This is a genomic window from Pseudomonas putida (genome assembly GCF_009883635.2).
GTDB classification, from domain to species: Bacteria; Pseudomonadota; Gammaproteobacteria; order Pseudomonadales; family Pseudomonadaceae; genus Aquipseudomonas; species Aquipseudomonas putida_W.
Map to the genome: position 1 here is coordinate 2,413,543 of NZ_CP026115.2, position 24,541 is coordinate 2,438,083.

Sequence of the window (24,541 nt, forward strand, 5' to 3'; positions counted from 1 at the left end):
ATCGAAACTGTCACACAAGTGTCATAGCATGGAATGGCACATTGCCTTGCATCAAGGCCCGGTGTGGTGCGCGTTGGCGTCAGCCAAGGATCGTGGCACGATTGCCGGGTTACCGACCGAGAACACACAGAATGCCGCATACCTCCGCGAAGAACCTGTCCCTGATCGCCGCCATCGACCTGGGCTCCAACAGCTTCCACATGGTCGTGGCCAAGGCGCACCACACCGAAATCCGCATTCTCGAGCGGCTCGGCGAGAAGGTTCAGCTGGCCGCCGGCATCAACGAAGAGCGCATGCTCAGCGAAGAAGCCATGGAGCGAGGCCTGGAATGCCTCAAGCGTTTTGCCCAACTGATCAACGGCATGCCCGCAGGCTCCGTACGCATTGTCGGCACCAACGCCCTGCGCGAAGCGCGCAACCGCAACGACTTCATCCTGCGTGCCGAAGCCATCCTCGGCCACCCGGTGGAAGTCATCTCCGGCCGTGAAGAGGCGCGCCTGATCTACCTCGGCGTGTCGCACACCCTGGCCGACACCCCCGGCAAGCGCCTGGTCGCCGACATTGGCGGCGGCAGTACCGAGTTCATCATCGGCCAGCGCTTCGAGCCGTTGCTGCGCGAAAGCCTGCAGATGGGCTGCGTGAGCTTCACCCAGCGCTACTTCCGCGACGGCAAGATCACCCCGGCGCGCTACGCCCAGGCCTACACCGCCGCACGCCTGGAGCTGATGAGCATCGAAAACGCCCTGCACCGCCTGACCTGGGACGAGGCCATCGGTTCGTCCGGCACCATCCGCGCCATTGGCGCCGCGATCAAGGCCGGCGGCCTGGGCAACGGCGAGGTCAATGCCGAGGGGCTGGCCTGGGTCAAGCGCAAGCTGTTCAAGCTGGGCGAGGTCGACAAGATCGACTTCGAAGGCGTCAAACCCGACCGTCGCACCATCTTCCCGGCCGGCCTGGCGATTCTCGAGGCCATCTTCGACGCCCTTGAGCTGCAACGCATGGACCACTGCGACGGCGCCCTGCGCGAAGGTGTGCTGTTCGACCTGCTCGGTCGCCACCACCACGAGGATGTGCGTGAGCGCACCTTGAATTCGCTGATGGAGCGGTATCACGTCGACCAAGGCCAGGCGGCTCGCGTCGAGCGCAAGGCACTGAGCGCCTTCGACCAAGTGGCCAATGCATGGAAGCTTGAAGATGGAAACTGGCGCGATCTGCTGGGTTGGGCAGCGAAAATCCATGAAATCGGCTTGGATATCGCTCACTACCACTACCACAAGCATGGTGCCTACCTGATCGAGCACTCCGACCTGGCCGGTTTTTCCCGCGACGAGCAGCTGATGATGGCCCTGCTGGTGCGCGGCCATCGCCGCAACATTCCCAAGGACAAGTTCACCGAGTTCGGCGACGAAGCCGTACAGCTGATTCGCCTGTGCGTGCTGCTGCGCTTCGCCATCCTGTTCCACCACATTCGTGGCACCCAGCAGATGCCCAAGGTTGAGCTGCAGGCCGGCGAACACAGCCTCGAGGTGGTGTTCCCTGAAGGCTGGCTGGAACAGAACCAGCTGACCCAGGCCGACTTCGCCAACGAGGCGGAGTGGCTGGCCCGGGTCGGCTTCGTCCTCAGCGTACGTTGAGGAGCGGGTTGCTCAGGCGCTCCAGCAGGGTCGCCTGGGCACTGCGCGGGTTCTGGTTGCCGGTCGGGCTGCTGCGCACGTAGCGCCCGTCAGGCTGCAAGGTCCAGGCGTGGGTGTTGTCGGTCAGGTAACCTTCCAGCTCCTTCTTCACCCGCAGCAACAGTTTCTTGCCCTCTACCGGGAAGCAGGTCTCGACGCGCTTGTCGAGGTTGCGCTCCATCCAGTCGGCGCTGGACAGGTAGATCTGCTCTTCGCCACCGTTGAGGAAGTAGAACACCCGCGTGTGCTCAAGGAAGCGGCCGATGATCGAGCGCACCTGGATGTTGTGCGAAACCCCCGGAATGCCTGGGCGCAGGCAGCACATGCCGCGCACCACCAGGTCGATCTTCACGCCCGACTGGCTGGCCTTGTACAGCGCCTTGATGACCTTGGCGTCGGTCAGCGAGTTGAACTTGGCGATAATGTGCGCGGGCTTGCCTTCCAGGGCGAACTGGGTCTCCCGGGCGATCATGTCGAGCATGCCCTTCTTCAGGGTGAACGGCGCGTGCAGCAACTTCTTCATGCGCAGGGTCTTGCCCATGCCGATCAGCTGGCTGAACAGCTTGCCGACGTCCTCGGTGAGGGCATCGTCAGAGGTCAGCAGGCTGTAGTCGGTGTACAGGCGGGCGTTGCCGGCGTGGTAGTTACCGGTACCCAGGTGTGCATAGCGCACGATCTCGCCCTGCTCGCGGCGCAGGATCAGCATCATCTTGGCGTGGGTCTTGAAGCCGACCACGCCGTAGATCACCACCGCACCGGCAGCCTGCAGGCGGCTGGCCATCTGCAGGTTGGACTCTTCGTCGAAGCGCGCGCGCAGTTCGATCACCGCGGTGACCTCCTTGCCATTACGTGCCGCATCCACCAACGCGTCGACAATCTCCGAGTTGGCCCCGGAACGGTACAGGGTCTGGCGCACGGCGAGCACGTGCGGGTCCTTGGCGGCCTGGCGCAGCAGGTCGATCACCGGGGTGAAGGACTCGAACGGGTGCATCAGCAGGATGTCCTGCTTGCCGATCACGCTGAAGATATTGTCGGCGTTCTGCAGCAGCTTGGGGATGGCCGGGGTGAACGGCGTGTACTGCAGCTCCGGATGGCTGTCGAGGCCGGTGATGCTGAACAGACGGGTCAGGTTGACCGGGCCGTTGACCTGGTAAAGCTCGCTCTCGCTCAGGCTGAACTGCTTGAGCAGGTAGTCCGACAGGTGTTTCGGGCAGGTGTCGGCGACTTCCAGGCGCACGGCGTCGCCGTAGCGGCGCGAGAACAGCTCACCGCGCAGGGCGCGCGCCAGGTCGTCGACTTCTTCGGAATCCAGCGCCAGGTCGGCGTTACGAGTGAGGCGGAACTGATAGCAACCTTTGACCTTCATGCCCTGGAACAGGTCATCGGCGTGGGCATGGATCATCGACGACAGGAAGACGTAGTTGTCGCCTGGGCCACCGACGTCTTCCGGCACACGAATGACGCGCGGCAGCAGGCGGGGTGCAGGGATGATCGCCAGGCCGGAATCACGGCCGAAGGCGTCGACACCTTCGAGCTCGACGATGAAGTTCAGGCTCTTGTTCACCAGCAGCGGGAACGGGTGAGTCGGGTCGAGGCCGATCGGGGTGATGATCGGCGCGATCTCGTCGCGGAAGAAGCGGCGCACCCAAGTTTTGAGCTTGGGCGTCCAGTAGCGGCGGCGAATGAAGCGGATGGCGTGCTTTTCCAGCTCCGGCAGCAGCACGTCGTTGAGGATCGCGTACTGGCGCTCCACCTCGAAGTGCACCAGCTCGCTGATGCGTGCCAGCGCCTGATGCGGCTGCAGGCCGTCGGCGCCGGCCAGTTCGCGGGCGAAGTTGATCTGTTTCTTCAGGCCGGCAACGCGGATCTCGAAGAACTCGTCGAGGTTGCTGGAGAAGATCAGCAGGAATTTGAGGCGTTCGAGCAGCGGGTACGATTCGTCCAGCGCCTGTTCCAGCACGCGGATGTTGAATTGCAGCTGCGAAAGTTCGCGATGAATGTACAGGCTGCTGTCGTCCAGGCTCGGGACGGCGATGGCCGGCGTCGGCGCAGGGGCCGGGGCGGCGACTTCGACCACCGGCTCCACCACTTCGGGCAGGTCTGGCGGGGTCTGAACCATCTCTTCGGGGACTGCCTGGGCATCCTTGATCGCGACAGGGGTTAGCACTTCATTATTCATCTGACGTTCCTGAGGACGTTAACGCCCTATGATCAATTGAGCGGCAAGATAAGCGCCCATTATGACGGCTGTGTTACAGCTTCGCGCAAGGCGCGACTTAAGGCTGCCGATATTGTCCGTGTAGGAATTGTTCACGTCGAGACACATTTGGACACTTTCACGAATGCGCGCGAAGGGGTAGGCTGCGCGTTCATTTCGCCAGCACCTCAGAAAATGCTCCAACAATTCCTGCAGGATTTCGGCTACTTTGCCCTTTTTCTAGGCACCTTCTTCGAAGGCGAGACCATTCTGGTACTTGCGGGTTTCCTTGCGTTCCGCGAATACATGGACATCAAGCTGGTGGTCCTGGTGGCCTTCTGCGGCAGCTACGCCGGCGACCAGCTGTGGTACTTCATGGGCCGGCGGCACGGACGCAAGATCCTCGCACGCAAGCCGCGCTGGCAGGCCATGGGTGACCGGGCGCTGGAGCATATCCGCCGCCACCCGGACATCTGGGTGCTGAGCTTCCGCTTCGTCTACGGCCTGCGCACGGTGATGCCGATAGCCATCGGCCTGTCCGGCTATTCGCCGCGCCGCTACCTGCTGCTCAACGGCATCGGCGCTGCTGTATGGGCCTTGGCACTGGGCCTGGCGGCCTACCACTTCGGCGCCATCCTCGAAGGCATGCTGGGCAGCATCAAGAAATACGAGCTATGGGTGCTCGGCGGCCTGTTGCTGCTGGGTGGCCTGCTCTGGTTGCGCCGGCGCTTCCGCACCATCCGCGCCGAGCGCCGCGCGGCGGCAGACGAGCAGCCCGCCAGCACTGAGCAGCAGGTAGCCGCCGAGAAGCAGCCAGAACACGGGCACGACCACCGCTAAGCCCAGCGTACCGGCCAGGTACAGCGCCGGCACCAGCGTCAGCAGGCGCGCCAGCTCCAGGCGCACCGCCCACGGCCGCTTTTCCAGGGCCGCTCCCAGCACGAACAAGCCAAACGCCATCAGCGACCAGCCCAGCATCAGGGCGGCGCTCGGCACACGTTCGGCCACGTCCATCAGATAACTGCCCAACGCGATGTAGACGGCGAACTGCACAGCCACGTACACCTGCCACGCCCGGCCCAGGGCAATCTCGAACTTGCGGAAAATCGCCAGGTTCTGTTTCGCCTGTGGATAAGCTGCCGCGACATCGGCCGGGCGCCAGCCGGTGGGCATGAACCAGATGCGCAGCTTGTCCTTCCAGCTGCGGGTGCGACGGGCATCGCTGTACAGCTGGGCGTAGAACTGCAGGTTGGCCCATAGCGGGTTCCAACTGGCCAAAGGCGTGGTCACGCCGAACACCACCGGCTCGGCCGGGTCCTCCTCCTTGAACGTGCCGAACAAGCGGTCCCAGATAATGAACACGCCGCCGTAGTTGCGATCCAAGTAGGCAGGATTCTGCGCATGGTGGACGCGATGGTTGGATGGTGTGATCAGTACCCACTCAAGCCAGCCGAGCTTGGGGATGTGGCGGGTGTGCACCCAGAACTGGTAGAGCAGGTTCAGCGAGGCCACGGTGATGAACACCACGGGTGGTACGCCGATCAGCGCCAGCGGCAAGTAGAAGATCCACGAGAAGATGAAACCGCTGCTGGTCTGGCGCAGCGCCGTGGTGAGGTTGTACTCCTCGCTCTGGTGATGCACCGAATGCGCCGCCCACAATACGTTGCGCTCATGGCCCAGGCGGTGCAGCCAGTAGTAGCACAGGTCGTACAGCACGAAGGCCAGCAGCCAGACCCACACGGCGCTCTGCGGCAGGCGCAGCAGCGCCAGGTGCTCCCAGGCCAGCGCATAGGTCAGCAGCCCTACCCCTTTGGTCAGCAGGCCGGTGCTGGTGGACAGCGCGCCGGTGCTGAGGCTGTTGATCGAATCGGCCAGGGTGAAGTTGCGCTGACCGCGCACGCGGTCGGCAATCAGCTCCACGGCGATCAGCACGAAGAAAAACGGCACGGCCAGCAGAATCAGGTCCATGGGCAACGCTCGGTAAGGTTATCCACAGAGATTAGGATGCGCCTGCCGTAATCCCTATGGCCACATCTGCCAAACTAGAGGACATTTAGCGCCTCGAAAATGGAGTAATGAGCATGACCAAGAAAGTAGCGGTGATTCTTTCCGGCTGTGGCGTGTACGACGGCGCCGAAATCCACGAAAGCGTGATCACCCTGCTGCGCCTCGACCAGCGCGGCGCACAGGTGCAGTGCTTTGCGCCGAACATCGCGCAGATGCATGTCATCAACCACCTGACCGGCGAGGAAATGCCTGAGTCGCGCAATGTGCTGACCGAATCGGCGCGCATCGCCCGTGGCGAAGTGAAGGACATCCGTGAGGCCAAGGCCGAAGACTTCGATGCGTTGATCGTGCCAGGCGGTTTCGGCGCGGCGAAGAACCTGTCCAACTTTGCCGTGGAAGGCACTGAATGCACGGTGAATCCGGAGGTGCTAAGCCTGGCCGAAGCTTTTGCCGAGGCCTGCAAGCCGGTTGGCCTGATCTGCATCTCGCCAGCGCTGGCGGCGAAGATTTATGGCCCGGGCGTGATCTGCACCATTGGCAATGACGCGGGCACCGCGGCAGCTGTGGAAAAGATGGGCGGCAAGCACGAGGAGTGCGATGTGCATGACATCGTTGAGGATACCCAACGCAAGCTGGTGACTACCCCGGCCTACATGGTGGCCAAGTCGATCAGTGAAGCTGCCGGGGGCATCTACAAGCTTGTGGACCGTGTGCTGGAACTGACCCACGAAGGGGAGTGATCAGCCCTTGCTCAGGCGGGTCAGGATCCGGTCCAGCGCATTGGCGAAGGCCTGCTTCTCGCGTTCGCCATAGGGCGCCTGCCCTCCCCCAACCTGGCCCTGCTCACGCAGCTCGGTAAACAGGTTGCGCACGGCCAGGCGCTCGCCCATGTTGCGTTCGTCGAACTCGCGGCCACGTGGGTCCAGGGCCGCCACGCCCTTCTTGATCAGGCGGTCGGCCAGCGGCACGTCGCTGCAGATCACCAGCTCGCCAGGCACGGCGTGCTCGACCAGGTAATCGTCGGCCGCGTCCATGCCGCTGGGCACCACGATCAGGCGGACGATCGCGAAAGCCGGCTTGGTCACGGCCTGACCGGCCACCATCACCACTTCGAGCTGGCGCTTGAGGGCGAATTTGACGATCAGGTCCTTGGCTGCCTTGGGGCAGGCGTCGGCGTCGATCCAGATGCGCATTCAGTTAAATCTCTTCATTCCTGCACCGGCCTCTTCGCGGGGCAAGCCCGCTCCTACAGGGGCCACAGGAGGCCTTTAGGAGCGGGCTTGTCCCGCGAAGGGGCCAGCAGCATCAACCTTAAACGGCAGCCCGGCGCTTGTCGGCCAGGCGGCTACGCCCATACAACACCAGAATCGCCAGCAGCGCCACCGCCTGCGCACTCAGCGAGTACACATCGGGGTGAATCCCCAGCCAGTCGAACTCGAAGAACGCTACCGGCCGCGTGCCCAGCACGCCCGCTTCTTGCAGCGCTTTCACGCCATGCCCGGCAAACACCACCGACAGCGCACACAGCAGCCCGGCGTTGATGCTGAAGAACAGCGACAGCGGCAGCTTCGCCGAACCGCGCAAGATCACCCACGCCAGTCCCACCAACAGAACCAGCGCCGTGGCGCCGCCGGCCAACACCGCCTGGTGACCAGCTGGGCCTGCCTGCAACCACAGGGTTTCGTAGAACAGGATCACTTCGAACAGCTCGCGGTACACCGAGAAGAACGCCAGCACGGCAAAGCCGAAGCGCCCGCCGCCACTGACCAGGCTGCTCTTGATGTAGTCCTGCCAGGCCGCGGCGTGACGGCGGTCGTGCATCCACACGCCCAGCCACAGCACCATGACGCTGGCGAACAAGGCCGTGCTGCCTTCCAGCAGCTCACGCTGGGCACCACCAACGTCGATCACATAGGCCGCCACGGCCCAGGTGGCAAAGCCCGCAACCAGCGCCAGGCCCCAGCCGATGTTGACGCTGCGCATGGCCGATTGCTGGCCAGTGTTGCGCAGGAAGGCAAGGATCGCCGCCAGAACCAGAATGGCTTCAAGGCCTTCGCGCAGCAAGATCAGCAGGCCGGAAATGTAGCTCAGCGACCAGCTCAGGCCATCGCTGCCCAACAACTTGGCGGCCTGGTCGAGCTTGGTTTTCGCTTCGCTCAGACGTTGTTCAGCCTGGGCGACCGGCAGACCGTCCTGCAGCGACTGACGGTAGGCCATCAGGGCCTTTTCGGTGCTCTTGCGCGCTTCGGTGTCGATGTTGTCCAGTGAGCTTTCGACCAGCTCGAAACCTTCCAGATACGCAGCCACCGACAGGTCGTAGGCCTGGTCATGGTCGCCTGCACGGTAGGCCGCCAGGCTCTTGTCCAGGGTGCTGGCGGTGTATTCCAGCAATTGCGCAGGGCCGCGTTTGACCTGCGGCGGCTGGGCGCGCTGGGCGCGGAACGCCTCGACCGACGCGGCGCCTTCGTTGGCGGCGACTTCGGCCGGAGTCTGGCGGGCCAGGTCGGCGATGTTCCAGGTCTTCTCGCCCTTGGCCGCGTCAGGCTTGGCGGTGAAGCTGGCGATGTACGCGGCCACGTCCCAACGCTGGCGCTCGTCGAGCTGGTCGGCGAAGGACGGCATTTCGGTGCCATCGATGCCCAGGGCCAGGGTGTTGTAGAGGTCGAACAGGCTCAGTTGATCGAGACGTGCGGTGTCGCGCAGGTTGGCCGGTGCTGGCTCCAGGCCCAAACCTGCCGGGCCGTCGCCCACACCGGTATCACCGTGGCAGATCGAGCAGTTCTGCGCATACAGCGAGGCGCCACGGGCCGGGTCCGGGGTAATGACCGGGGCCTGGCTGACCTCGTAGGCCACCGCCAGGCGTGCGCCCAGCAGGCGGGCCTGCTTGGCTACCACTGCGCCGTCCTGACGCTGGTCGATGGCATGGCGCAACGCCTGCACGCCCTGCTGAAGCCCGGCTTGCTCGGCGTTCGCCGGCAGGCCTTTGATCAGGTCGGCCAGCACCGTGCTGAATTCTTGCTGTTCACGGTACTCGCCGTCGTCGATGACTTTGCCGTTTGCAACGGTAGGCGGGTAGTCGGCACCAATGTAGTCAAGTAGGTGCAAGGCTTTGGCGGCCTCGGCGGGCGCTTCGGCCTGCGCCAGGGCGCTGCACAGCGCCAGCATCGGGCCGAGCACAACGGCCGGCAACCAGGCGAGCAGACGGGAACGGGTTTTCATGGCCAGTCTCGAAGGGAATGCGAAAGAGAACATTGTTCACTTCCACTTTGCGTCGCTCAAGCGTTGTCAGTGGATTTCATGAAAAATCTTGAGACAAATCAGATGAAGTGGATCGTCACAACGATGGGGCTGCCATGCAGCCCCATGTGCTCTAGGTTTATTGAAGAACCTTGTTCAGCCCCAACTCCATATCGTCGATCAGCGCCTTGGCCATTTCACTGAGAATCCGCGCCGCGCTGCCGGCCATGCGGTCGTTCTCCATTTCTGCTTCGGTGGTGAGGTGGCGGATGCAGCCGAGCAACACCGATAGCTGCGAGAAGGCATGGTCAAAGGGCACGTTGGGCTTGAGGCTGAACAGGTCGAAGGTCTGCACGCCTGCGGTTACTGCGTCTTGTGGATAAGTGCTCATCCTGTCGCTCCTTGATTTAGACGGGGAGGTCCGAGTGTTCGGTCAGGGCCGATACCATTCGGCACAACAGGCGAATGTTCATGGCCATGGCATCACGCTGCGCGCCTGGCTCGCTGTCCAGCAGGACGCCGTAGGTTTGCTGCACGGTGAGGGTCAAGGCGTGCATCAGCGCATTGCATTGCTCGGTGCCGGGTGGGGTGATGAGCGAGAAGCCGGGAATGTCGAGTTGGGGGATAGAGGTAGGAGGTGGGTCGGGGACTAGCTTTTTCATGGCGGAACTCCGTATGAGAGATGGTACTGCTCTCCTCTTCGTCTCACGGAATTGGGTGGCAGTCGTGCACGGTGTGAGACCCGGGACATACGGTAACCCCGGCCAGGCCAAAGCCTGTCCGCACACGACCGCCATGAAGCGGTGCTACCGAATGTAAACCGGGTGTCTCACGCCCGATCGCCTTGCGAGGCGACCCAGGGACAGTAGTCCGGGAGCACTTCCCAGCCAAGACAGCACCTTCCGACAGGTGCCGTAGGATAATTCGACATGAAATCAGAACTGAAGCATTTGGTTTCAGATTCGGAAATGTCTGACAGCGCACATGCCTTTGCCCAGCGCTAACAATTCGAGCCAGCGCAAGGCCAGCCCGAAGTGAATCACTTGTCCAAACTATGCTGCTTTCCCTTTCACCGTGAAATCTACTTCCAAATCAGCATTGGCCAGCAGGTTCACCAGAGCATCCAGTGAAAATTTATCAATCTTGCCATTGAGCAGCTCGCTCAAGCGCGGTTGAGTCACCCGCAACCGCTTTGCTGCATCCTTTTGCGGTAGATCCCAAGCCCGCACAGCCCTGGTCAATTCGCGCATTAGCTTGGAACGCAGTCGGAGGTTCTCGGCTTCTTCAGGCGAGTCAACCAGCGCGTCCCAAACCGAGGTAGATCTCTCGTTTGCCATCGTTGAATCCCTCTGTTTTAACCCAGCGACCTGAACCGAGCTCTTGCCAGGTCGATGTCGCGTTTCTCAGTCTTCTCAGTAGTCTTGCGAAAGGCATGCAGGACATAGATGGCTTCAGGACGGCTAATCACATAAAAAACGCGAAAAGCCCCGTCTTTGCACATGATGCGTATCTCCCGCACGCCTTGCCCTACCGCTTCCACTGGCTTCCAGTCCGCAGGCTCCTCGCCGGCTTGAATCAAATCCAGCTGATACCCGGCTCGCTGCCTGGCTACCAGCGGAAAGCTGCGTAGGTCATCCTTACTGCTGCCCACCCACTCGATGGGTTTCTCATTAACCCGCATGCCAAATGCCCCTTTGCCGTCGGTCCAGACGCTAGATGTGCTCGCAATTCATCACTCGCCCTGACCAAGGCACTGAGTCACGCTGCTCCATCCGTCTGTCTCGAAAGGCTTGGCTGAACATGCCGGAAGCTGCAGATCAAAAATATATCGATATCGATATAAACTCAAGCCAGGGAACTGTACCCAGGCCAATAATTACGGCGCCAGAAGTGAACAGGGGGATGAATTCCGGGAGGGTCAATGCGCCTGGAAAGGGGTCCCGAGGACAGTATTCCGTGGAGACTTCCCAGCCAAGACAGCACCCTCCGACAGGTGCCGTAGGATAATTCGACATGGAATCAGAACTGAAGCATTTGGTTTAAGGTTCGGAAATGTCTGACAGCAAGGGACTTCAGTGGATTCAGGAGATGCCTGCCGGGAGATAGGGTGAGGGCTGACAGGTGCCTGCCGACAGGTTTGCAGCGCCTATGAGATCGAGCGCCGCGCGGGCGGCGCTCGATCTCACAGGCGCTGAATGCGTCAAGGCGGGCACCTGTCAGCCATCACCCAATCTCAAGCCAAAACCTCACTGCTTCCACCCGCCTCCCAACGCCAGGAACACACCAATCTGCCCCACCGCCACCTGGCTATTGGCCGCCGCCAACTGCGCCCGCACATCGGTATAAGCCCGCGTCGCCTGCAAATCCGCGAGGAACGACTCACGCCCCGCCTGGTAATACCGGTGCGTCTGATCCGCCGCTTCCTTCGCCGACTTCTCCGCCTCGGCCAACGCATCACGCCGGTCCAGCAAAGCGCTGTACTGCGCCAGACGGGTCTGGGTCTCGCGAATGGCGTTCAGCACCACCCCGTCAAAATGCGCGAGGGCAGCCTGGGTCGAGGCTTCAGCCATGCGAATCCGCGCACGGGTGCCGTTGGTCGGGATGCTCCAGCTGATCTGCGGGCCAAAACCCCAGCGGTTAGTGGACGGGTCGCCGAGGTCTTCAAGGATACCAATGGTGCCGACCTGGGCACCGATGCTGATGTCTGGGTACAGCGCCCCCGTAGCCACGCCGATCTCGGCGGTGGCCGCCGCCAGCTGGCGTTCGGCCTGGCGCACGTCCGGGCGGCGCTTGAGCAGGGCCGCGCCATCACCCACCGGTACCAACTGGTTGAGGTGCGGCAGCTCGGCGCAATCAGCGGTACCGGCGGGCAACTTATCCACAGGTACGGCAAGCAGCGCCGCCAGGGTGTAGATGCCCGTTTCGCGCTCGGCCTTGAAGCGCGGCAGTTCGGCGCGCAACGACTTGAACTGGGTCTGCGAGCGGGTGACCTGGGTTTCGTCGCCACGGCCAGCGTCGCGCAGGCGCTGGTTGAGCTTCACGCTCTGTTCCTGCAGGTCGAGCGACTCGCGAGCGATGTGGAATTCCTCGTTGGCCGAGCACACCTGGGTGTAGGCCTTGACCACGTCGGCCACCAGAGTGATGCGCGCGGTGTCGGCAGCGGCCTGCACCGCATCGGCGTTGGCCTTGGCGGCCTCGGTGCCGCGCTTGAAGGTGCCCCACAGGTCGAACTGGTACGAGGCACTGATGATCGCCTCGCCGATGTTGGCCACCGGCACCTTCTCCGGCAGCAGGAAGGCCTGGCCAGACTCCTGCAGGCGCTGGGCGCCGGCCTTGATGCCGCCATTGAAGCCGCCCTGGGACTCGGCCACTTCGACCTGGGCGCGAGCCTTGGCGATGTTGGCCGCAGCCACGCGCAGTTCGGTGTTGGCACTCAGCGCCTGGCGCACCAGTTGGTTGAGGCGTTGATCCTGATACAGCTGCCACCAGTCCTCGGGCACCGGCGCCGATACCACGCTGTCGGCATCCTGGCGCAGCGGGCCGTTGAGGTCGCTGCGTTGCACCGCCGCGTCCTTCGGCACTTGGTAATCGGGGCCGACCATCATGCAGGCCCCCAGGGACAGGCAGAACCCCGCGAGGATCAGCTGTTTCATGGGCGCTGGCCCTCAAGGATCGACACAGTGGCCGTGCGCCCGGCGATCATGCGGAAGTCTTCCGGCACTTCGTCGAAGGCGATGCGCACCGGAATGCGCTGGGCCAGGCGCACCCAGCTGAACGCCGGGTTGACGTTGGGCAGCAGGTTGGCGCCGCTGACGCGGTCACGGTCTTCGATGCCAGCGGCGAAGCTCTGCACATGGCCACGCAGGCGGGTGTTGTCGCCCATCACACGGATGTCCACGGCGTCGCCGATGTGGATACCCCCGAGCTTGGTTTCCTCGAAGTAGCCATCGACGTGGTACGAGGCACTGTCGACCACCGACAGCACCGGGCGGCCAGCGCTGACGAATTCGTGGTCGCGCGGGGCGCGGTCGTTGAGGTAGCCATCTACCGGGCTGCGCACCACCGAGCGGTCGAGGTTGAGCTGGGCAGTGTCGACCGCCACCTGGGCCTCGCTGACCGCCGAGCGGGCGCGGGCCTCGCGGGACTGGCTCTCTTCCAGCTGCTCGGCCGCCACCAGGTTGCCGAGCTTGCGGTTACGTTGCGCTTCACGGGATGCCTGGGCCAGGGTTTCCTGGCGCTCGCCGAGGGTCGCCTTGGCCTGGCGCAGGGCCAGGGTGAAGCGGTCCTGGTCGATGGTGAACAGCACATCGCCGCGTTTGACGGTCTGGTTGTCGCGCACCTCGACCTTCTGGATCAGGCCGGACACGTCCGGGGCAATCTGGATCACGTCGGCGCGGATGTGCCCGTCGCGGGTCCAGGGGGCGAACATGTAGTACACCACCATCTGCCACACGAGCACGGCGGCGAAGGTCACTACCAGCAAGGTCAGGACCACACGGCCCAGGGTCAGCAAAGGTTTTTTCATGGCAGCATCAGGCTTCGGCAAAAGTGGTCGACCGCACCCAGCAGCACGGCATACAGGGCAACGTTGAACAGCGCCCGGTGCCAGACCAGGCGGTAGAAATGCAGGCGCACCAGCACCGCGTGCACCCCCAGGAACAGCAGGTAGGTGCCAAACATCATCACCAGCAGCGTGGGCAGGAACACCCCACTGATATCCAGTTCACCGATCACAGGGGCGCTCCGTCGAGGCCGGGGGGCAGTTGCGGTTGTTCGGCAGGCTCGAGCATCACCTCGACACCCGGCAGCAAGGCCAGGCGCAGGCCTGCCAGGGCATGCAGCAGATGAGTGCGGGCATCGCCGCGCTCGTACAGTTCATCCAGGTTCAGCGCCAGGCGCGCTCGCTCCATGTTGCGCAGCAGCGCGGCCGGGGCATGCAGGCGCTCACCCGCACGCAGGCAGGCGGCATAGTGCGCGCCGACTTCCTCGATCACCGTGCCCAGGCGCTCGCGGGCCTGCTGGCCGGCGCGCGGCATATAGGCCAGCAGGTCGAGCAGGTTCAAACCCACGCGCAGGTCACGCAGCGCCACGCCACTGTCCTGGCCGGTCTGCGACAGGCGCGGCAGGTGCTGCATGAGGCGATCGAGCATCTGCACACCGACCTGGCGATGCTCGGCCAGGGTCGCCGGCTCGGTCATTTCGACGATGTCGCGCCAGACGAAGCGGGTCATACGCTTGGCAGCCAGTTCCACGCCGAAGGGGCGCATCACCAGGGTCCAGATGAAGGCGAACAGCAGGCCGACGGGGCCGGCCAGATTCGAGTTGAGGAAGGTGAAGAAGTCAGCGTCGTATGCGCCCTGAATGCTGATGAACGTCGAGGTGTTGACGATGGTCAGCAAGGTGCCAAGGTAGAAGCGCGGCTGCACGGTCAGGGTGCCGACACAGATGAACGGGATCGCGAAGGCCAGCACCAGCATCGGGAAGTCGTGCAGGTTGGGCAGCACCAGGAACAGGTACAGGCTGGAGAAGATCACCGACATCAGGGTCCAGAAGAAGAACCGGTAGATCTGCGGCGCCGGGTCGTCCATGGCGGCGAAGAAGCTGCACGACACGGCGGCAAGGATCACCGCACTGGCGCCGTCGTTCCAGCCCAGGCCAATCCACAGGCCGCAGGCGACGACGATCGCCAGCACCGTGGAAACCACCGAGTAGAGCATCAGGCCACGGTCGAAGAACGCGGTCAGCCGGCCCAGGCGCCAGTGGCGGTAAACCGCGCGCCAGGGCTTGGGGTCATCGGTGCGCAGGGCGTGCTGCAAGGAGCAGCAGTCCTGCCACAGGTCAGCCCATTCGGTGAGGCGGTAAAGGGCGTTGGACAGCAGCAGCTCGGCACGCTGGTCGAGGGCGGCGGCGCCCGGCTGCAGGCGGTCGATTTGCTCGTGCAGGGCGGTCCAGCGGGCGATGGACGCGCTGTCGGCGGTGCCTTTGAGCCATTCACGGGCGGCATCCAGCACCGGTTGGATCTGCGCGTAATGGGCCGGGGCGCGGCCTTCGAGGGCAACCAGAGCGTCGTCAAGGGCGTCGACCACCGGTAGCAGGTGAATCATCCGCCCACGCAGCTCGCGGGCATTCTTCAAGGTGTGCGGGCCGGCACCTTCGTGGCCGAGCTGGCCGATCATCAGCTCCAGCGAGTTGAAGGTGGTGACCATTGCGCCGCGCATGCCACCGACCTTGTCGGCGCTGGCTTCACGGGCAAGGTAGGTGTCGCTGTAGCGGATTGCCTCGGTGAACCAGTTGCCGGTGGCACCCACCACCACCGGGGCCAGCCGACGGGGCCAGAAGATCGCACCGACCACCGCCGCGCAGACGATCCCGAGGCAGATTTCCTGGGCCCGGGAGGACGCCACGTCGAACACCGCCAGGGGGTTGTCGACCACTGCCAGGGCAATCATCGGCAAGGTGTAGCCGGCCAGCATCAGCACATAGTTGTTGGCCGTGCGCAGGTTCAGCGAGAGGAACAGCAAAGTGCCGGTCCACAGGGCGATGGCGATGCTCAGCAGCAACGGGGACTGCACCAGCGGCGGCACGAAGAAGATCGCCCCGGCAGCACCGAGCAGCGTACCGACAGCGCGATACACCGCCTTGGAGCTGGTCGGGCCGACGAACGGGCTGGAGACGATGTAAACGGTGGCCATCGCCCAATACGGGCGCGGCAACTGCAGCAGCAGGGCGATGTACAAGGCAATCATCGACGCGGCGAAGGTGCGCACGCCGTAGAACCAGTCGCGGGCCGGCGGCACCGAGCTGAAGAAACCGTTCATGCCACCCCACCTGCCGTGCCCAGGCCAGCGGCCTCGAAGGCGCGCAATACGCGCAGCGCGGCCTGCAGGTCGGCCTCGTCGATGCCTTGCAGCACGTCATGGCGTACGCGCACCAGCTCGGCTTCGATGGCTTCGGCCAGGCGACGGCCTTCTGCGGTGAGGCTCAAGGCCTTGGCACGGCGGTCCAGTGGGTCTTCGCTGCGACAGACCAGGCCAGCCCTGCACAACTGATCCAGCAGGCGCACCAGAGACGGGCTTTCCAGGCCGGCAGCCTGGGCCACCGCCACCTGGTGCACGCCATCGCCCAGGCGCACGATCATCAGCAACGGTGCGGCGCAGGCCTCGGAAATACCGTAGCCGATCACGGCATTGTGGCAGATGCGCCGCCAGTGGCGAGCGGCAACCACCATACCGCTGCTGACTTGCAGGCGCAGGGAGTCAATGGACATGAGAAGAACCAAGGATATTCATAGTTTGCTAACTATCAATATACGCCTGTGACTCCCCCTGTCGTCAACCGTGGGCGACGGGGGGCCTTGATAAATTCTTGTTCATTCAGGGCTGAACCTGGTCTTCCAGCTTCATGGTCAGGGCCAAGGTGCTACCCATCTGCACCGCCCGGTCACGCCAGTCCTGGTAACGCGCGTCATCGCGGCTACTGAAATGCACCGCCAACTCCTCGGCCGCCTGCATCACTCCGGTTGCCGCTGCCAGCTCCAGCCAATACAGCGCGGCCTTGATGTCCGCGTCCACGTACAGGCCATGCAACAAGCGGTAACCCACTTCGAACCGGCAACGCGCCTCGCCCCGCTCGGCGCCGCGCAAGAACCATTGGTAGGCCTGGCCGGGGTCCACCTGCCAGCCCAGCGTGGCATCGCAGACTTCTTCTTCATAGAGGTCGCCCAACGCTGCAGCGGCATGCAGCATGCCCCGCTCGAAGGCCTGGCGATAACATTCCTCGGCCTGAGCGTAAGAGGTTTCGACACCCTTGCCGAAGTAGTGCTGCTGCCCCAGATTGAACCATGCCGCCGCATTGCCCTGCAGCGCCGCCATGCGCAGCAGGTGCCCTGCCAGGGCAGTGTCGGCACGCCAGTACTTGCCGTTGAGCCAGATCCAGCCGAGGTCGTTGAGTGCTGCCACGTTGCCAGCCAGTGCCTGCTGGCGCAGGTCGGTGTACACCGCCTGCAGGTCGTGGGCCTCATCCAGGCGGTTGACCAGCAGTGCGCGCTGGCTGGGCTGCCCTACCCCGGCAAACAGCCGCTGTCGCCTGCCGGCGTGTGTCGGTGGGCAAATGACCTGCTCTGGCAGAAGACGGGCGAGCAGCGAATGGATATTGCTGACAGCAGACATGTTCATCCTCATTGAACGACCCACAGGCCCGACCGCGGCTGTGATGAGGCGTGATTCTGCGCGACGTCACGTCAAAACCTGTCGCGAACGATTCGGGGCAAGGCAACCAATTGCGCATTCCTGGATCTGAGCGGGTTATGGCTAATTGCCATGACCCGCTCGAGCCGCCATCCTGTTGCGGCAAGCCTAGACAAGGACGTTACCTTTTGCCGTTCGTCACCACCCGCGCCACCCTCAGCCGTCAGTGGGCGCTGCTGCGCCAGTTACCGAGCCGCTCCCCAGGTATTACCAGTGCCGAACTGGTGTGGCGCCTGCGCGATGTGGGCTTCAACATCAGCAAACGTACGGTGGAGCGGGACCTCAATGAGTTGTCGCTGATCTTTCCGCTGGACCGTAATGACAAGAGCATTCCGTTTGGCTGGCATTGGTCGGCGAACGTTGCTGGCGAGTTGCGAGGAAATTTCGACCTGCAGGGATATTTGCGTGGTGATTCGCTTCAGCCGGTTCAGGGTGAAGGGATCGAGATGCAGGCCTGGGTCAGCGATCCTTTGGCCAGGCAGTTGCGTGAAGCGCCGTTGAGCGCGGACATGCAGTTGACCGCGTTGGACCAGGGGCATCGGCTGCGGGCCACGGTGGAAGATGGCGGGCCGTTGCGCTGGTGGGTGCTGAGCCAAGGGGAAGGCTTGGTGGTCGAAGCGCCGCAGGCATTGCGCGATGAGATCGCCAGGACCTTGAGCAATGCGGCTGCACAGTACGTGAATTAGTCGCCTGTGCCGGCCTCTTCGTGGTGGTTCGACGCCTCGAATAGGCCAGCACAGGAGAACTACTGCTCCATTCAACTGGGATGGTTTACAAGCTTCAGAATATTGTGAGAAACAAAAAAGAGGGTCGCAGAAGCCATTAGCCCTCCCCAAGAGATCAGCATCTTAATTTTCAAACCTCTTGGAAATCGCGATATTTCGGAAGCATCCGCGACGCCTCTGCGGACAAAGACCCAAGGCATCATGAGCATGTTTGCGGCAAAACTGACGCGCAACACTCTCCCTAACAACCCCGCCGATGAAAATTTCAGCCGATTATCACGCACATAACTGCATCCCGACAGCTTCGACTCGACCACATCAAGATATCGGCACGCCAGAAAAATCACAGACCCCATACTGACCATCATCCAAAATAACAATATGGACATTCCTATCACTTCGGCCGTCGACTTCATTCATTCCTCTTTACACACACTAGCCCCCCATGCGGGCCAAACCAGCAAAACTGTTGCTCTCATCTTCCCTACAAGTTTCCTCGGACAGGGTGCAATTGAGCACGGCGCATAGCACTGCAGCATGTGCACCTCAAACACATTCTTAAAAAGACCCGAGCGCGAGGAAAGCGGCTGAAGAAATACACATTGTGCACCAGGCTGCTATAAGCAGTCTTTTCATAGGCGCCGGGAAGTTTTGCAATTGTGCCTTATCAGCCAACCCCTTTCGAACAAACAGATATGGAGTAGTCAGTAGTGTTGATATGGTACAGATACGCATCACTTTACCTAGGAGGCCTGCGTGCAAATAAAGCTTTCTATTCCCCAGTACAAAATCGCTTTTCGAAAGCAGCCCTTCAATTTTATCAAGATGTCTTATGGCGACATATATTTGCACTAAAAATGCGACCATAGCCAAGAAGAAAAAACAAATCGCAACCACATTCATTTCAAAAGTGTTCATGGCTGAATGTTCTCGTAGAGAATTTCCCCAAGCCATTCACCACCCTCCTTACCTTTTTCGCCACCGACCTTTCCACCTACAACTCCGCCAGCCACCGCGCACGCTAATGCGCCAGGACCTCCAGTAGATATTCCGAATAGTACAGCGCATACTAGGGTACCTGCGGCACCTCCGACACCCCCCATAACAGCACTTCCACCCAAACCTCCAACTAAACCACTGCCCTCTACATATTTGGCCTTTCTACATTCCTCTTCTCGGCCAATGGTGCATGCCTTATGAATGGAAAGCCCTGTCGCTGCCACATCTAATGCGACTCCGATGTAGCTCCCTTTCTTGATCAGACTCGCAGCCCTCGCCACTCCTGTTACCTTCTTTGCATACCCCGTAATTTCACCGGTACTCAGATAGCGTTTAGTGGAAAGCTGCAGCATCCGCTTGATCGATCCCTGATTTCGTAGACCCGAGCCGTAAGCAGCGGTTTTCCCAAACTGCTCATCCAGCCTGCTGAACAGCGCCGCACGCTTGGCATAAAACTCCTCCCGCGCCCTGAACGTACCACCACTCATGTGTTCCCGGTGCAATTGCTCGATCTGTTCCAGCGTCTTCTTGATCGCATCCAGATGCCTGGCCCAACCATCGCTCGCGGCCCCCGCCCCCATCGACGCATGGGACAGCAGACTCTGCAGCATTTCGAAGTTATCCAGCATGAACCCATCGACACCGCCGCCATTGAACACAATATCGCGGTGAATACCTGCCGCCTTGCCCATGAGAAAGGCTTCATGGCTGGTACAGGAGGAAGTGCTTGGATCACCGACGATCACCAGTTCACCGGCCAGGACGACCGTGTTGACGATATGCGCATTGAGCACATCGAACTTGGCCTGCTGGTTGGCGCTCATCGGCGTGCTGTTCTTCAGGGTCGCGTAGTTCTGTGCCTTGGGGTTTATGTAGCTGCGTGCCTCGGACATGGTTGTACCTCACGCAAATTTCTTGTTGGCAATACGGTCCCAGCCACCGGTAACACTGCCACCAGCGCCGCCATCGATGCGCTGCTGCCGGGTGTAGGTGGTCTTGATACGGCCGTAGTTGAGCTGGACGATTTCAGTCGGCACGCCGGCGTGCACGCCTTGTATAAAATCGGCAACGATCACTTCTTCGAGCACGACTTCGTAGTACTTGAGCTTGTCGCCACCGGCGCGGCAGACGACCAGCCTGACTTCTTTCAGGTGCTGCCCGGCGCAACTGGCTTCGAGCAGTTTGCAGCTGGCGTTGTCCAGGTATTTGGTGAAGGTCAGATTGCTCAGGGTGGTGCGCCCGGAAGTGGCGCCCCCTGCAGAACTTGCGGTCGCAGAGGCGCTTTGGCTGGTGCCGAACGTGTAGCCGAGGATCTCGATCCAGTGCTTGTATTGCTCGTCTTGTGATTCGCCGGCGATTTCCGCGATTTGAATGAATGCGTCGAAAGCCATGATTACTGTTCCTTGTAAACGAATGAGCGGAACAGGCTAGGCGCGAGGAACGACAACCGCAACGGTTCTCAGGAGATCGAGACTAAACTCAGAATTTTCCTACAGCTTTTCAGACAAATTAGCTTGCGAATGCATGAAAGATTTTCAGAGCAAGGGCCTTGGCCCACAGCATATGAATTGGTCGCCTGTGCCGGCCTCTTCGCGGGACAAGCCCGCTCCTACAGGCCTGTGATAATCCTGTAGGAGCGGGCTTGCCCCGCGAAGAGGCCGGCACAGGTGTATTACCGCTGCATGCCCCAGCGCCGAACGGTCAACCGCTCCAGGGTGTTGAACACCAGCCCTTCGACCAGCAACCCGATCAGGATCACCACCGCCAGCCCGGCAAACACCTTGTCGGTATACAGCTCGTTGCGGTTCTGGAAGATGTACCACCCAAGCCCGCCCTTGCCGCTGCTGGCACCGAACACCAGCTCGGCGGCAATCAAGGTACGCCAGGCGAACGCCCAGCCGATCTTTAGCCCGGAGAGGATCGACGGTAACGCCGCCGGCACCAGGATGTGCAGTACCAGGCGCAGCCCTTTCAAGCCGTAATTGCGCCCGGCCATGCGCAAGGTTTCCGACACCCCGAGAAAGCCCGCATAGGTATTCAGCGCCAGCGCCCACAGCACCGAATGCACCAGCACGAAGATCAGGCTGTTGTCACCCAGTCCAAACCACAACAGCGCCAGCGGCAGTAGGGCAATCGCCGGCAACGGGTTGAACATCGAGGTCAGGGTGCCCAGCAGATCACGACCGAGTTGGGTCGATACCGCCAGGCTGGTCAGGCCGAAGGCCAGCACGATGCCCAGCAGGTAACCCTTGAGCAGAATCACCAGCGACACGCCGACCTTGGCCGGCAGTTCGCCACTGAGCAGGCCGTCCCACAGCGCGGCAGCGGTCTGCAGGAAGGTCGGCAGCAGCAGATCGTTGCCCTGAAAGCGGGCGATCGCTTCCCACAAGGCGGCGATCACCATCAGGATCACGGCCTTGCGCAGCCAGCCGTGCTGCCACAGGCGCTGAGCCAACGGTAGATTGCGTTCCACAGGCACACTGAGCAAAGGCTCCAGCTGCACCTCGTATTCCTGGCGTCCAGGTGTAGCGGTCATGGCTGAAGCTCCTGTCAGTAGGCGATGCGGATGTCGTTGAAGCCCAGTTCACCAGCCTGTTCAGGGGCTTCGGCCTCGTCGAACAGCAAGCGATGGATGCGCCGCGCACTGGCCTGGAAGTCCGCGCCACCCAGGCTGCCGAGGTCGTACTGGTGGCTGTGCACCTCGGCCCGGACCCGGCCCGGATGGGGCGACAACAGCAAAATGCGGTTGCCGACCACCAGCGCCTCCTCGATGGAGTGGGTGACGAACAACAAGGTGAAGCGCACTTCCTCCCACAGCAGCAGCAGTTCTTCCTGCATCTTGCGCCGGGTCAGCGCATCGAGCGCGGCGAACGGCTCGTCCATCAGCAGGATCTTCGGCTGAGTGGCCAGCGCCCGGGCGATCGCCACGCGGGCCTTCATTCCGCCCGACAACATGTGCGGGTAGACATCGGCAAAGGCGGACAGGCCGACCTTGTCAAGGTAATGCAGGGCCCGCTCCTCGGCCTCGGCACGCTTGAGCTGGCCAGACACCACCAGCGGGAACATGACGTTCTCTTTCACCGTTTTCCACGGCGGCAGCTGGTCGAACTCCTGGAACACCACGATGCGGTCAGGCCCGGGGCCGTCGACCGGCTGGCCCTGCAGCAGGATCTGCCCTTCCTGGGGGGCGATGAAACCGGCCACGGCCTTGAGCAAGGTGGACTTGCCGCAGCCCGACGGGCCAAGCAGGACGAAACGGTCGGCCCGGTCGACTTCGAAGCTGACCTGATGGGTTGCCCGCACCACGCGCTGCGCGGTGCGGTATTCGAGGCTCAGGTTGTCCACCTGGAGCAACGGCGGTGTAGCGACACGGCTAAGGTTGCTGGCCGTGTGGCCTGGCAAAGGGGCGGTCATGGTCGGTCAGCTCCCCTGCAACGGGCGTTCATCCTGGAAGAAGTAGTCCTTCCACGATTGCGGCTTGTGCTTGATGGCGCCAACCCGATACAGGAATTCGGCCAGCTTGTAGGTGTTCTTCGGCGTGACGGTGAACTCGTACTGCGGGTTGTCAATCAGCTTGATGAGCGCATCGCGGTCGATCTTGGCCTTGGTCACGCGGATGTAGGTATCCGCTGCAGCGGCCTTGTCCTTCTGGGCGAAGTCTGCCGCCTCGGCCAGGGCATCGACGAAGGCCTTGTAGGTCTTGGGGTTGTCCTTGCGGAATTTCTCGGTGGCGAACAGCAGGGTCGGCGAGTTGGGGCCGAGCAGGTCATAGCTGTTGAGCACTACGTGCACGTCCTTGTTGGCCAGCGCCTGGTCCTGGAACGGTGGGTTGGAGAAGTGCCCGTTCAGTTCGGTGCCGCCGGCCAGCAACGCGGCGGTGGCATCCGGGTGCGGCACGGCCAGGGTGTACTTGTCGAGGCGGTTGTACTCCTTGTCGCCCCACTGCTGGGCGGCGGCGTACTGCAGGAAGCGTGACTGCACCGAAACCCCCACGGCCGGCACCGCAATGCGGTCCTTGTCGGAAATGTCGGCGATGGTCTTCACGTTCGGGTTGCTGCTGACCAGGTAGTACGGGAAGTTGCCCAGTGAGGCCACGGCCTTGACGTTCTGCCGGCCCTTGGTGCGGTCCCACACGGTCAGCAGCGGGCCGACCCCGGCACCGGCGATGTCCACCGAACCGGACAGCAGCGCGTCGTTGATCGCCGAGCCGCCGGATAGCTGCGCCCAGTCGACCTCGATATCGATGCCCTGTTCTTTGCCGTGCTTCTCGATCAGGTGCTGGTCGCGCACCACGTTGAGCAGCAGGTAGACGATGCCGAACTGCTCGGCGATGCGGATCTTGCCTTCGGCGTGCGCCACGGCGGGGGCCGCCAGGCTGCCGACAACCAGGCTGGCACCCAGGCCGATGCTTGCCGCCAGGCGGCTGATGGATTTGCGCATGATGAATTCCTCAGTCGTCAGAACGGGGCATCGCCCTGGATGGTGGTGCGGAACAGTTTGCGGCGCAGATGCGCCGGGCAACCGGTAGCCAGGTGGATCAGCGAACGGTTGTCCCAGAACACCAGGTCGTGGGGCTGCCACTGATGGCGGTAGATGTTCTGCTCAAGCACGCTCAGCGCGTACAGCTGCTGCAGCACATCGCGGCTTTCATCGTCAGGCAGGCCGACGATGCGGGTGGTGAAGCCTTCACTGACGAACAGCGCCTTGCGGCCGTTTTCCGGGTGGGTACGTACCACCGGGTGGATGACCTCCTTCACTTGCGCGAGCTGCTCGGCGGTCAGGGTCGGGCGCCAGTTGCCTTCGAATTTGGTTTCAGCGTAACGGGCAGTGTAAGAGTGCGCAGCACTGCGGCCCTCGACCACCTTGCGCAGGGCCTCGGGCACGGCATCCCAGGCTTTATGCATGTCGGCGAACAGGGTGTCGCCACCTTCACTTGGCAGCTCCTGGGCGTGCAGCATGGAGCCGAGGCTTGGCAGTTCTTTGTACGACAGGTCCGAGTGCCAGAACTTGCCAGCATCGCCCAGGCCGATGTTCTGGCCGTGCTCGACGATGTTGGAGACGATCAGAATTTCCGGGTGGCCTGCGAGCAAGAACTGCTTGAGCACATGGATCTGCAGCTCGCCGAAGCGGCGGCTGAAGGCGATCTGTTGTTCCGGGCTGATGCGCTGGTCGCGGAACACCAGTACATGGTGGTCAAGGTGGGCGCGATGAATTCGGGTGAAATCCTCGGTGGTGACCGGCTTGGCCAGGTCCAGGCCAATGATCTCGGCGCCGACGGCACCGGAGAATGGGCGGATTTCGAAGGTTTGCGGCTGGGCGCTGTCGATGGACGACAAGGCGTTCGAGGCGGCTGGCATGTTTCACTCCCACGCAGTGCGCGACGTCAATGGCGCGCAACGATCAGAAACGCACGGGGATTACCCGTGTGGGTTCGAGTCGTGCGGCGCATCGATTGGT

The 24,541-nt window shown here is 62.3% G+C and carries 25 protein-coding genes and 1 pseudogene; 4 read left to right on the forward strand and 22 right to left on the reverse strand.

The window, feature by feature from the left end; all coding sequences use genetic code 11:
* Positions 1-131: 131 nt before the first annotated feature.
* Positions 132-1,634 carry an exopolyphosphatase gene (gene ppx / locus C2H86_RS11015; protein WP_159412572.1) on the forward strand — a complete coding sequence of 501 codons (1,503 nt, stop codon included), beginning with the start codon at positions 132-134 and terminating at the stop codon, positions 1,632-1,634.
* Here the strand turns inward: ppx and ppk1 are convergent.
* On the reverse strand, positions 1,621-3,852 hold the full coding sequence (gene ppk1, locus C2H86_RS11020; RefSeq protein WP_159412573.1) for a polyphosphate kinase 1: 2,232 nt from the start codon (positions 3,850-3,852) through the stop codon (positions 1,621-1,623). The two genes, ppx and ppk1, sit on opposite strands and share 14 nt — an antisense overlap.
* A gap of 213 nt (positions 3,853-4,065) precedes the next feature.
* Between ppk1 and C2H86_RS11025 the strand changes: the two genes are divergently transcribed.
* Positions 4,066-4,710: a DedA family protein gene (locus tag C2H86_RS11025; RefSeq protein ID WP_163985957.1), complete on the forward strand. Its 645-nt coding sequence runs from the start codon at positions 4,066-4,068 to the stop codon at positions 4,708-4,710.
* Between the two features lie 549 nt (positions 4,711-5,259).
* On the opposite strand, the pseudogene C2H86_RS28340 reads toward C2H86_RS11025, so the two are convergent.
* Positions 5,260-5,838 (reverse strand): annotated as a pseudogene (locus C2H86_RS28340) (sterol desaturase family protein); the annotation flags it as partial.
* Positions 5,839-5,951: 113 nt separating this feature from the next.
* Here C2H86_RS28340 and elbB point away from each other — a divergent pair.
* A complete protein-coding gene (gene elbB, locus C2H86_RS11035) occupies positions 5,952-6,617 on the forward strand; it encodes an isoprenoid biosynthesis glyoxalase ElbB (RefSeq protein WP_159412575.1) in 666 nt (221 codons plus the stop codon).
* Here the strand turns inward: elbB and C2H86_RS11040 are convergent, their stop codons facing one another.
* The 12 genes from C2H86_RS11040 to C2H86_RS11095 all read right to left on the reverse strand — a co-directional run bounded on the left by C2H86_RS11040 (position 6,618) and on the right by C2H86_RS11095 (position 17,282).
* The gene (locus C2H86_RS11040) at positions 6,618-7,070 is read right to left on the reverse strand and encodes a YaiI/YqxD family protein (RefSeq protein WP_159412576.1); all 453 of its coding nucleotides are present in this window, start codon (positions 7,068-7,070) and stop codon (positions 6,618-6,620) included. It abuts the gene before it with no gap.
* A gap of 118 nt (positions 7,071-7,188) precedes the next feature.
* A complete protein-coding gene (locus C2H86_RS11045) occupies positions 7,189-9,129 on the reverse strand; it encodes an FTR1 family protein (RefSeq protein WP_159412577.1) in 1,941 nt (646 codons plus the stop codon).
* A 124-nt stretch (positions 9,130-9,253) separates the two neighbouring features.
* Positions 9,254-9,505, reverse strand: coding sequence for a DUF3077 domain-containing protein (locus tag C2H86_RS11050; protein ID WP_159412578.1), 252 nt, complete (start codon positions 9,503-9,505; stop codon positions 9,254-9,256).
* 16 nt (positions 9,506-9,521) lie between these two features.
* Positions 9,522-9,776: a hypothetical protein gene (locus tag C2H86_RS11055; protein ID WP_159412579.1), complete on the reverse strand. Its 255-nt coding sequence runs from the start codon at positions 9,774-9,776 to the stop codon at positions 9,522-9,524.
* 390 nt (positions 9,777-10,166) lie between these two features.
* A complete protein-coding gene (locus C2H86_RS11060) occupies positions 10,167-10,451 on the reverse strand; it encodes a helix-turn-helix domain-containing protein (RefSeq protein ID WP_159412580.1) in 285 nt (94 codons plus the stop codon).
* Positions 10,452-10,468: 17 nt separating this feature from the next.
* Entirely contained in the window at positions 10,469-10,795 is a 327-nt protein-coding gene (locus C2H86_RS11065; RefSeq protein ID WP_159412581.1) for a type II toxin-antitoxin system RelE/ParE family toxin, read from the reverse strand.
* A gap of 565 nt (positions 10,796-11,360) precedes the next feature.
* The gene (locus C2H86_RS11070) at positions 11,361-12,767 is read right to left on the reverse strand and encodes an efflux transporter outer membrane subunit (protein WP_159412582.1); all 1,407 of its coding nucleotides are present in this window, start codon (positions 12,765-12,767) and stop codon (positions 11,361-11,363) included.
* A complete protein-coding gene (locus C2H86_RS11075) occupies positions 12,764-13,639 on the reverse strand; it encodes an efflux RND transporter periplasmic adaptor subunit (RefSeq protein ID WP_159412583.1) in 876 nt (291 codons plus the stop codon). Before C2H86_RS11075 ends, C2H86_RS11070 begins: the two co-directional genes overlap by 4 nt.
* Positions 13,636-13,848, reverse strand: coding sequence for a DUF1656 domain-containing protein (locus tag C2H86_RS11080; RefSeq protein WP_016392395.1), 213 nt, complete (start codon positions 13,846-13,848; stop codon positions 13,636-13,638). Before C2H86_RS11080 ends, C2H86_RS11075 begins: the two co-directional genes overlap by 4 nt.
* Positions 13,845-15,932, reverse strand: a complete 2,088-nt coding sequence (locus C2H86_RS11085; RefSeq protein WP_159412584.1) for an FUSC family protein — start codon at positions 15,930-15,932, stop codon at positions 13,845-13,847. Before C2H86_RS11085 ends, C2H86_RS11080 begins: the two co-directional genes overlap by 4 nt.
* Positions 15,929-16,381 carry a MarR family winged helix-turn-helix transcriptional regulator gene (locus C2H86_RS11090; RefSeq protein WP_159412585.1) on the reverse strand — a complete coding sequence of 151 codons (453 nt, stop codon included), beginning with the start codon at positions 16,379-16,381 and terminating at the stop codon, positions 15,929-15,931. Before C2H86_RS11090 ends, C2H86_RS11085 begins: the two co-directional genes overlap by 4 nt.
* Before the next feature lie 106 nt (positions 16,382-16,487).
* Positions 16,488-17,282, reverse strand: coding sequence for a tetratricopeptide repeat protein (locus C2H86_RS11095; protein ID WP_159412586.1), 795 nt, complete (start codon positions 17,280-17,282; stop codon positions 16,488-16,490).
* Positions 17,283-17,488: 206 nt separating this feature from the next.
* Here C2H86_RS11095 and C2H86_RS11100 point away from each other — a divergent pair, with 206 nt between their 5' ends.
* Positions 17,489-18,046 (forward strand): WYL domain-containing protein, encoded by a 558-nt coding sequence (locus C2H86_RS11100; RefSeq protein WP_159412587.1) that lies wholly within the window; start codon positions 17,489-17,491, stop codon positions 18,044-18,046.
* Between the two features lie 71 nt (positions 18,047-18,117).
* Here the strand turns inward: C2H86_RS11100 and C2H86_RS11105 are convergent, their stop codons facing one another.
* The 8 genes from C2H86_RS11105 to C2H86_RS11140 all read right to left on the reverse strand — a co-directional run bounded on the left by C2H86_RS11105 (position 18,118) and on the right by C2H86_RS11140 (position 24,441).
* Positions 18,118-18,501 (reverse strand): hypothetical protein, encoded by a 384-nt coding sequence (locus C2H86_RS11105; protein ID WP_159412588.1) that lies wholly within the window; start codon positions 18,499-18,501, stop codon positions 18,118-18,120.
* 142 nt (positions 18,502-18,643) lie between these two features.
* Positions 18,644-19,003 (reverse strand): hypothetical protein, encoded by a 360-nt coding sequence (locus C2H86_RS11110; RefSeq protein WP_240349701.1) that lies wholly within the window; start codon positions 19,001-19,003, stop codon positions 18,644-18,646.
* Positions 19,000-19,977 carry a hypothetical protein gene (locus C2H86_RS11115; protein WP_159412589.1) on the reverse strand — a complete coding sequence of 326 codons (978 nt, stop codon included), beginning with the start codon at positions 19,975-19,977 and terminating at the stop codon, positions 19,000-19,002. Before C2H86_RS11115 ends, C2H86_RS11110 begins: the two co-directional genes overlap by 4 nt.
* A 9-nt stretch (positions 19,978-19,986) precedes the next feature.
* A complete protein-coding gene (locus C2H86_RS11120; RefSeq protein WP_159412590.1) occupies positions 19,987-20,475 on the reverse strand; it encodes an Hcp family type VI secretion system effector in 489 nt (162 codons plus the stop codon).
* A 281-nt stretch (positions 20,476-20,756) separates the two neighbouring features.
* The gene (locus C2H86_RS11125; RefSeq protein WP_159412591.1) at positions 20,757-21,620 is read right to left on the reverse strand and encodes an ABC transporter permease; all 864 of its coding nucleotides are present in this window, start codon (positions 21,618-21,620) and stop codon (positions 20,757-20,759) included.
* Positions 21,621-21,634: 14 nt separating this feature from the next.
* Positions 21,635-22,498 carry an ABC transporter ATP-binding protein gene (locus C2H86_RS11130; RefSeq protein ID WP_159412592.1) on the reverse strand — a complete coding sequence of 288 codons (864 nt, stop codon included), beginning with the start codon at positions 22,496-22,498 and terminating at the stop codon, positions 21,635-21,637.
* A 6-nt stretch (positions 22,499-22,504) separates the two neighbouring features.
* Complete coding sequence (locus tag C2H86_RS11135; protein ID WP_159412593.1) at positions 22,505-23,524, reverse strand: ABC transporter substrate-binding protein; 1,020 nt, start codon at positions 23,522-23,524, stop codon at positions 22,505-22,507.
* A gap of 17 nt (positions 23,525-23,541) precedes the next feature.
* Positions 23,542-24,441: a TauD/TfdA dioxygenase family protein gene (locus C2H86_RS11140; protein ID WP_159412594.1), complete on the reverse strand. Its 900-nt coding sequence runs from the start codon at positions 24,439-24,441 to the stop codon at positions 23,542-23,544.
* Positions 24,442-24,541: the final 100 nt, after the last annotated feature.

Bases quoted from the DNA above. Each gene is read 5' to 3' on its own strand.
- C2H86_RS11075 (WP_159412583.1), bottom strand. From the start codon at position 13,639: ATGAAAAAACCTTTGCTGACCCTGGGCCGTGTGGTCCTGACCTTGCTG.
- C2H86_RS11060 (WP_159412580.1), bottom strand. From the start codon at position 10,451: ATGGCAAACGAGAGATCTACCTCGGTTTGGGACGCGCTGGTTGACTCG.
- ppx (WP_159412572.1), top strand. From the start codon at position 132: ATGCCGCATACCTCCGCGAAGAACCTGTCCCTGATCGCCGCCATCGAC.
- C2H86_RS11090 (WP_159412585.1), bottom strand. From the start codon at position 16,381: ATGTCCATTGACTCCCTGCGCCTGCAAGTCAGCAGCGGTATGGTGGTT.
- C2H86_RS11040 (WP_159412576.1), bottom strand. From the start codon at position 7,070: ATGCGCATCTGGATCGACGCCGACGCCTGCCCCAAGGCAGCCAAGGAC.
- C2H86_RS11115 (WP_159412589.1), bottom strand. From the start codon at position 19,977: ATGTCCGAGGCACGCAGCTACATAAACCCCAAGGCACAGAACTACGCG.
- C2H86_RS11135 (WP_159412593.1), bottom strand. From the start codon at position 23,524: ATGCGCAAATCCATCAGCCGCCTGGCGGCAAGCATCGGCCTGGGTGCC.
- C2H86_RS11025 (WP_163985957.1), top strand. From the start codon at position 4,066: ATGCTCCAACAATTCCTGCAGGATTTCGGCTACTTTGCCCTTTTTCTA.
- ppk1 (WP_159412573.1), bottom strand. From the start codon at position 3,852: ATGAATAATGAAGTGCTAACCCCTGTCGCGATCAAGGATGCCCAGGCA.
- C2H86_RS11105 (WP_159412588.1), bottom strand. From the start codon at position 18,501: ATGAAGTCGACGGCCGAAGTGATAGGAATGTCCATATTGTTATTTTGG.
- C2H86_RS11140 (WP_159412594.1), bottom strand. From the start codon at position 24,441: ATGCCAGCCGCCTCGAACGCCTTGTCGTCCATCGACAGCGCCCAGCCG.
- C2H86_RS11045 (WP_159412577.1), bottom strand. From the start codon at position 9,129: ATGTTCTCTTTCGCATTCCCTTCGAGACTGGCCATGAAAACCCGTTCC.
- C2H86_RS11055 (WP_159412579.1), bottom strand. From the start codon at position 9,776: ATGAAAAAGCTAGTCCCCGACCCACCTCCTACCTCTATCCCCCAACTC.
- C2H86_RS11050 (WP_159412578.1), bottom strand. From the start codon at position 9,505: ATGAGCACTTATCCACAAGACGCAGTAACCGCAGGCGTGCAGACCTTC.
- elbB (WP_159412575.1), top strand. From the start codon at position 5,952: ATGACCAAGAAAGTAGCGGTGATTCTTTCCGGCTGTGGCGTGTACGAC.
- C2H86_RS11120 (WP_159412590.1), bottom strand. From the start codon at position 20,475: ATGGCTTTCGACGCATTCATTCAAATCGCGGAAATCGCCGGCGAATCA.
- C2H86_RS11070 (WP_159412582.1), bottom strand. From the start codon at position 12,767: ATGAAACAGCTGATCCTCGCGGGGTTCTGCCTGTCCCTGGGGGCCTGC.
- C2H86_RS11085 (WP_159412584.1), bottom strand. From the start codon at position 15,932: ATGAACGGTTTCTTCAGCTCGGTGCCGCCGGCCCGCGACTGGTTCTAC.
- C2H86_RS11130 (WP_159412592.1), bottom strand. From the start codon at position 22,498: ATGACCGCCCCTTTGCCAGGCCACACGGCCAGCAACCTTAGCCGTGTC.
- C2H86_RS11110 (WP_240349701.1), bottom strand. From the start codon at position 19,003: ATGAACACTTTTGAAATGAATGTGGTTGCGATTTGTTTTTTCTTCTTG.
- C2H86_RS11065 (WP_159412581.1), bottom strand. From the start codon at position 10,795: ATGCGGGTTAATGAGAAACCCATCGAGTGGGTGGGCAGCAGTAAGGAT.
- C2H86_RS11095 (WP_159412586.1), bottom strand. From the start codon at position 17,282: ATGTCTGCTGTCAGCAATATCCATTCGCTGCTCGCCCGTCTTCTGCCA.
- C2H86_RS11125 (WP_159412591.1), bottom strand. From the start codon at position 21,620: ATGACCGCTACACCTGGACGCCAGGAATACGAGGTGCAGCTGGAGCCT.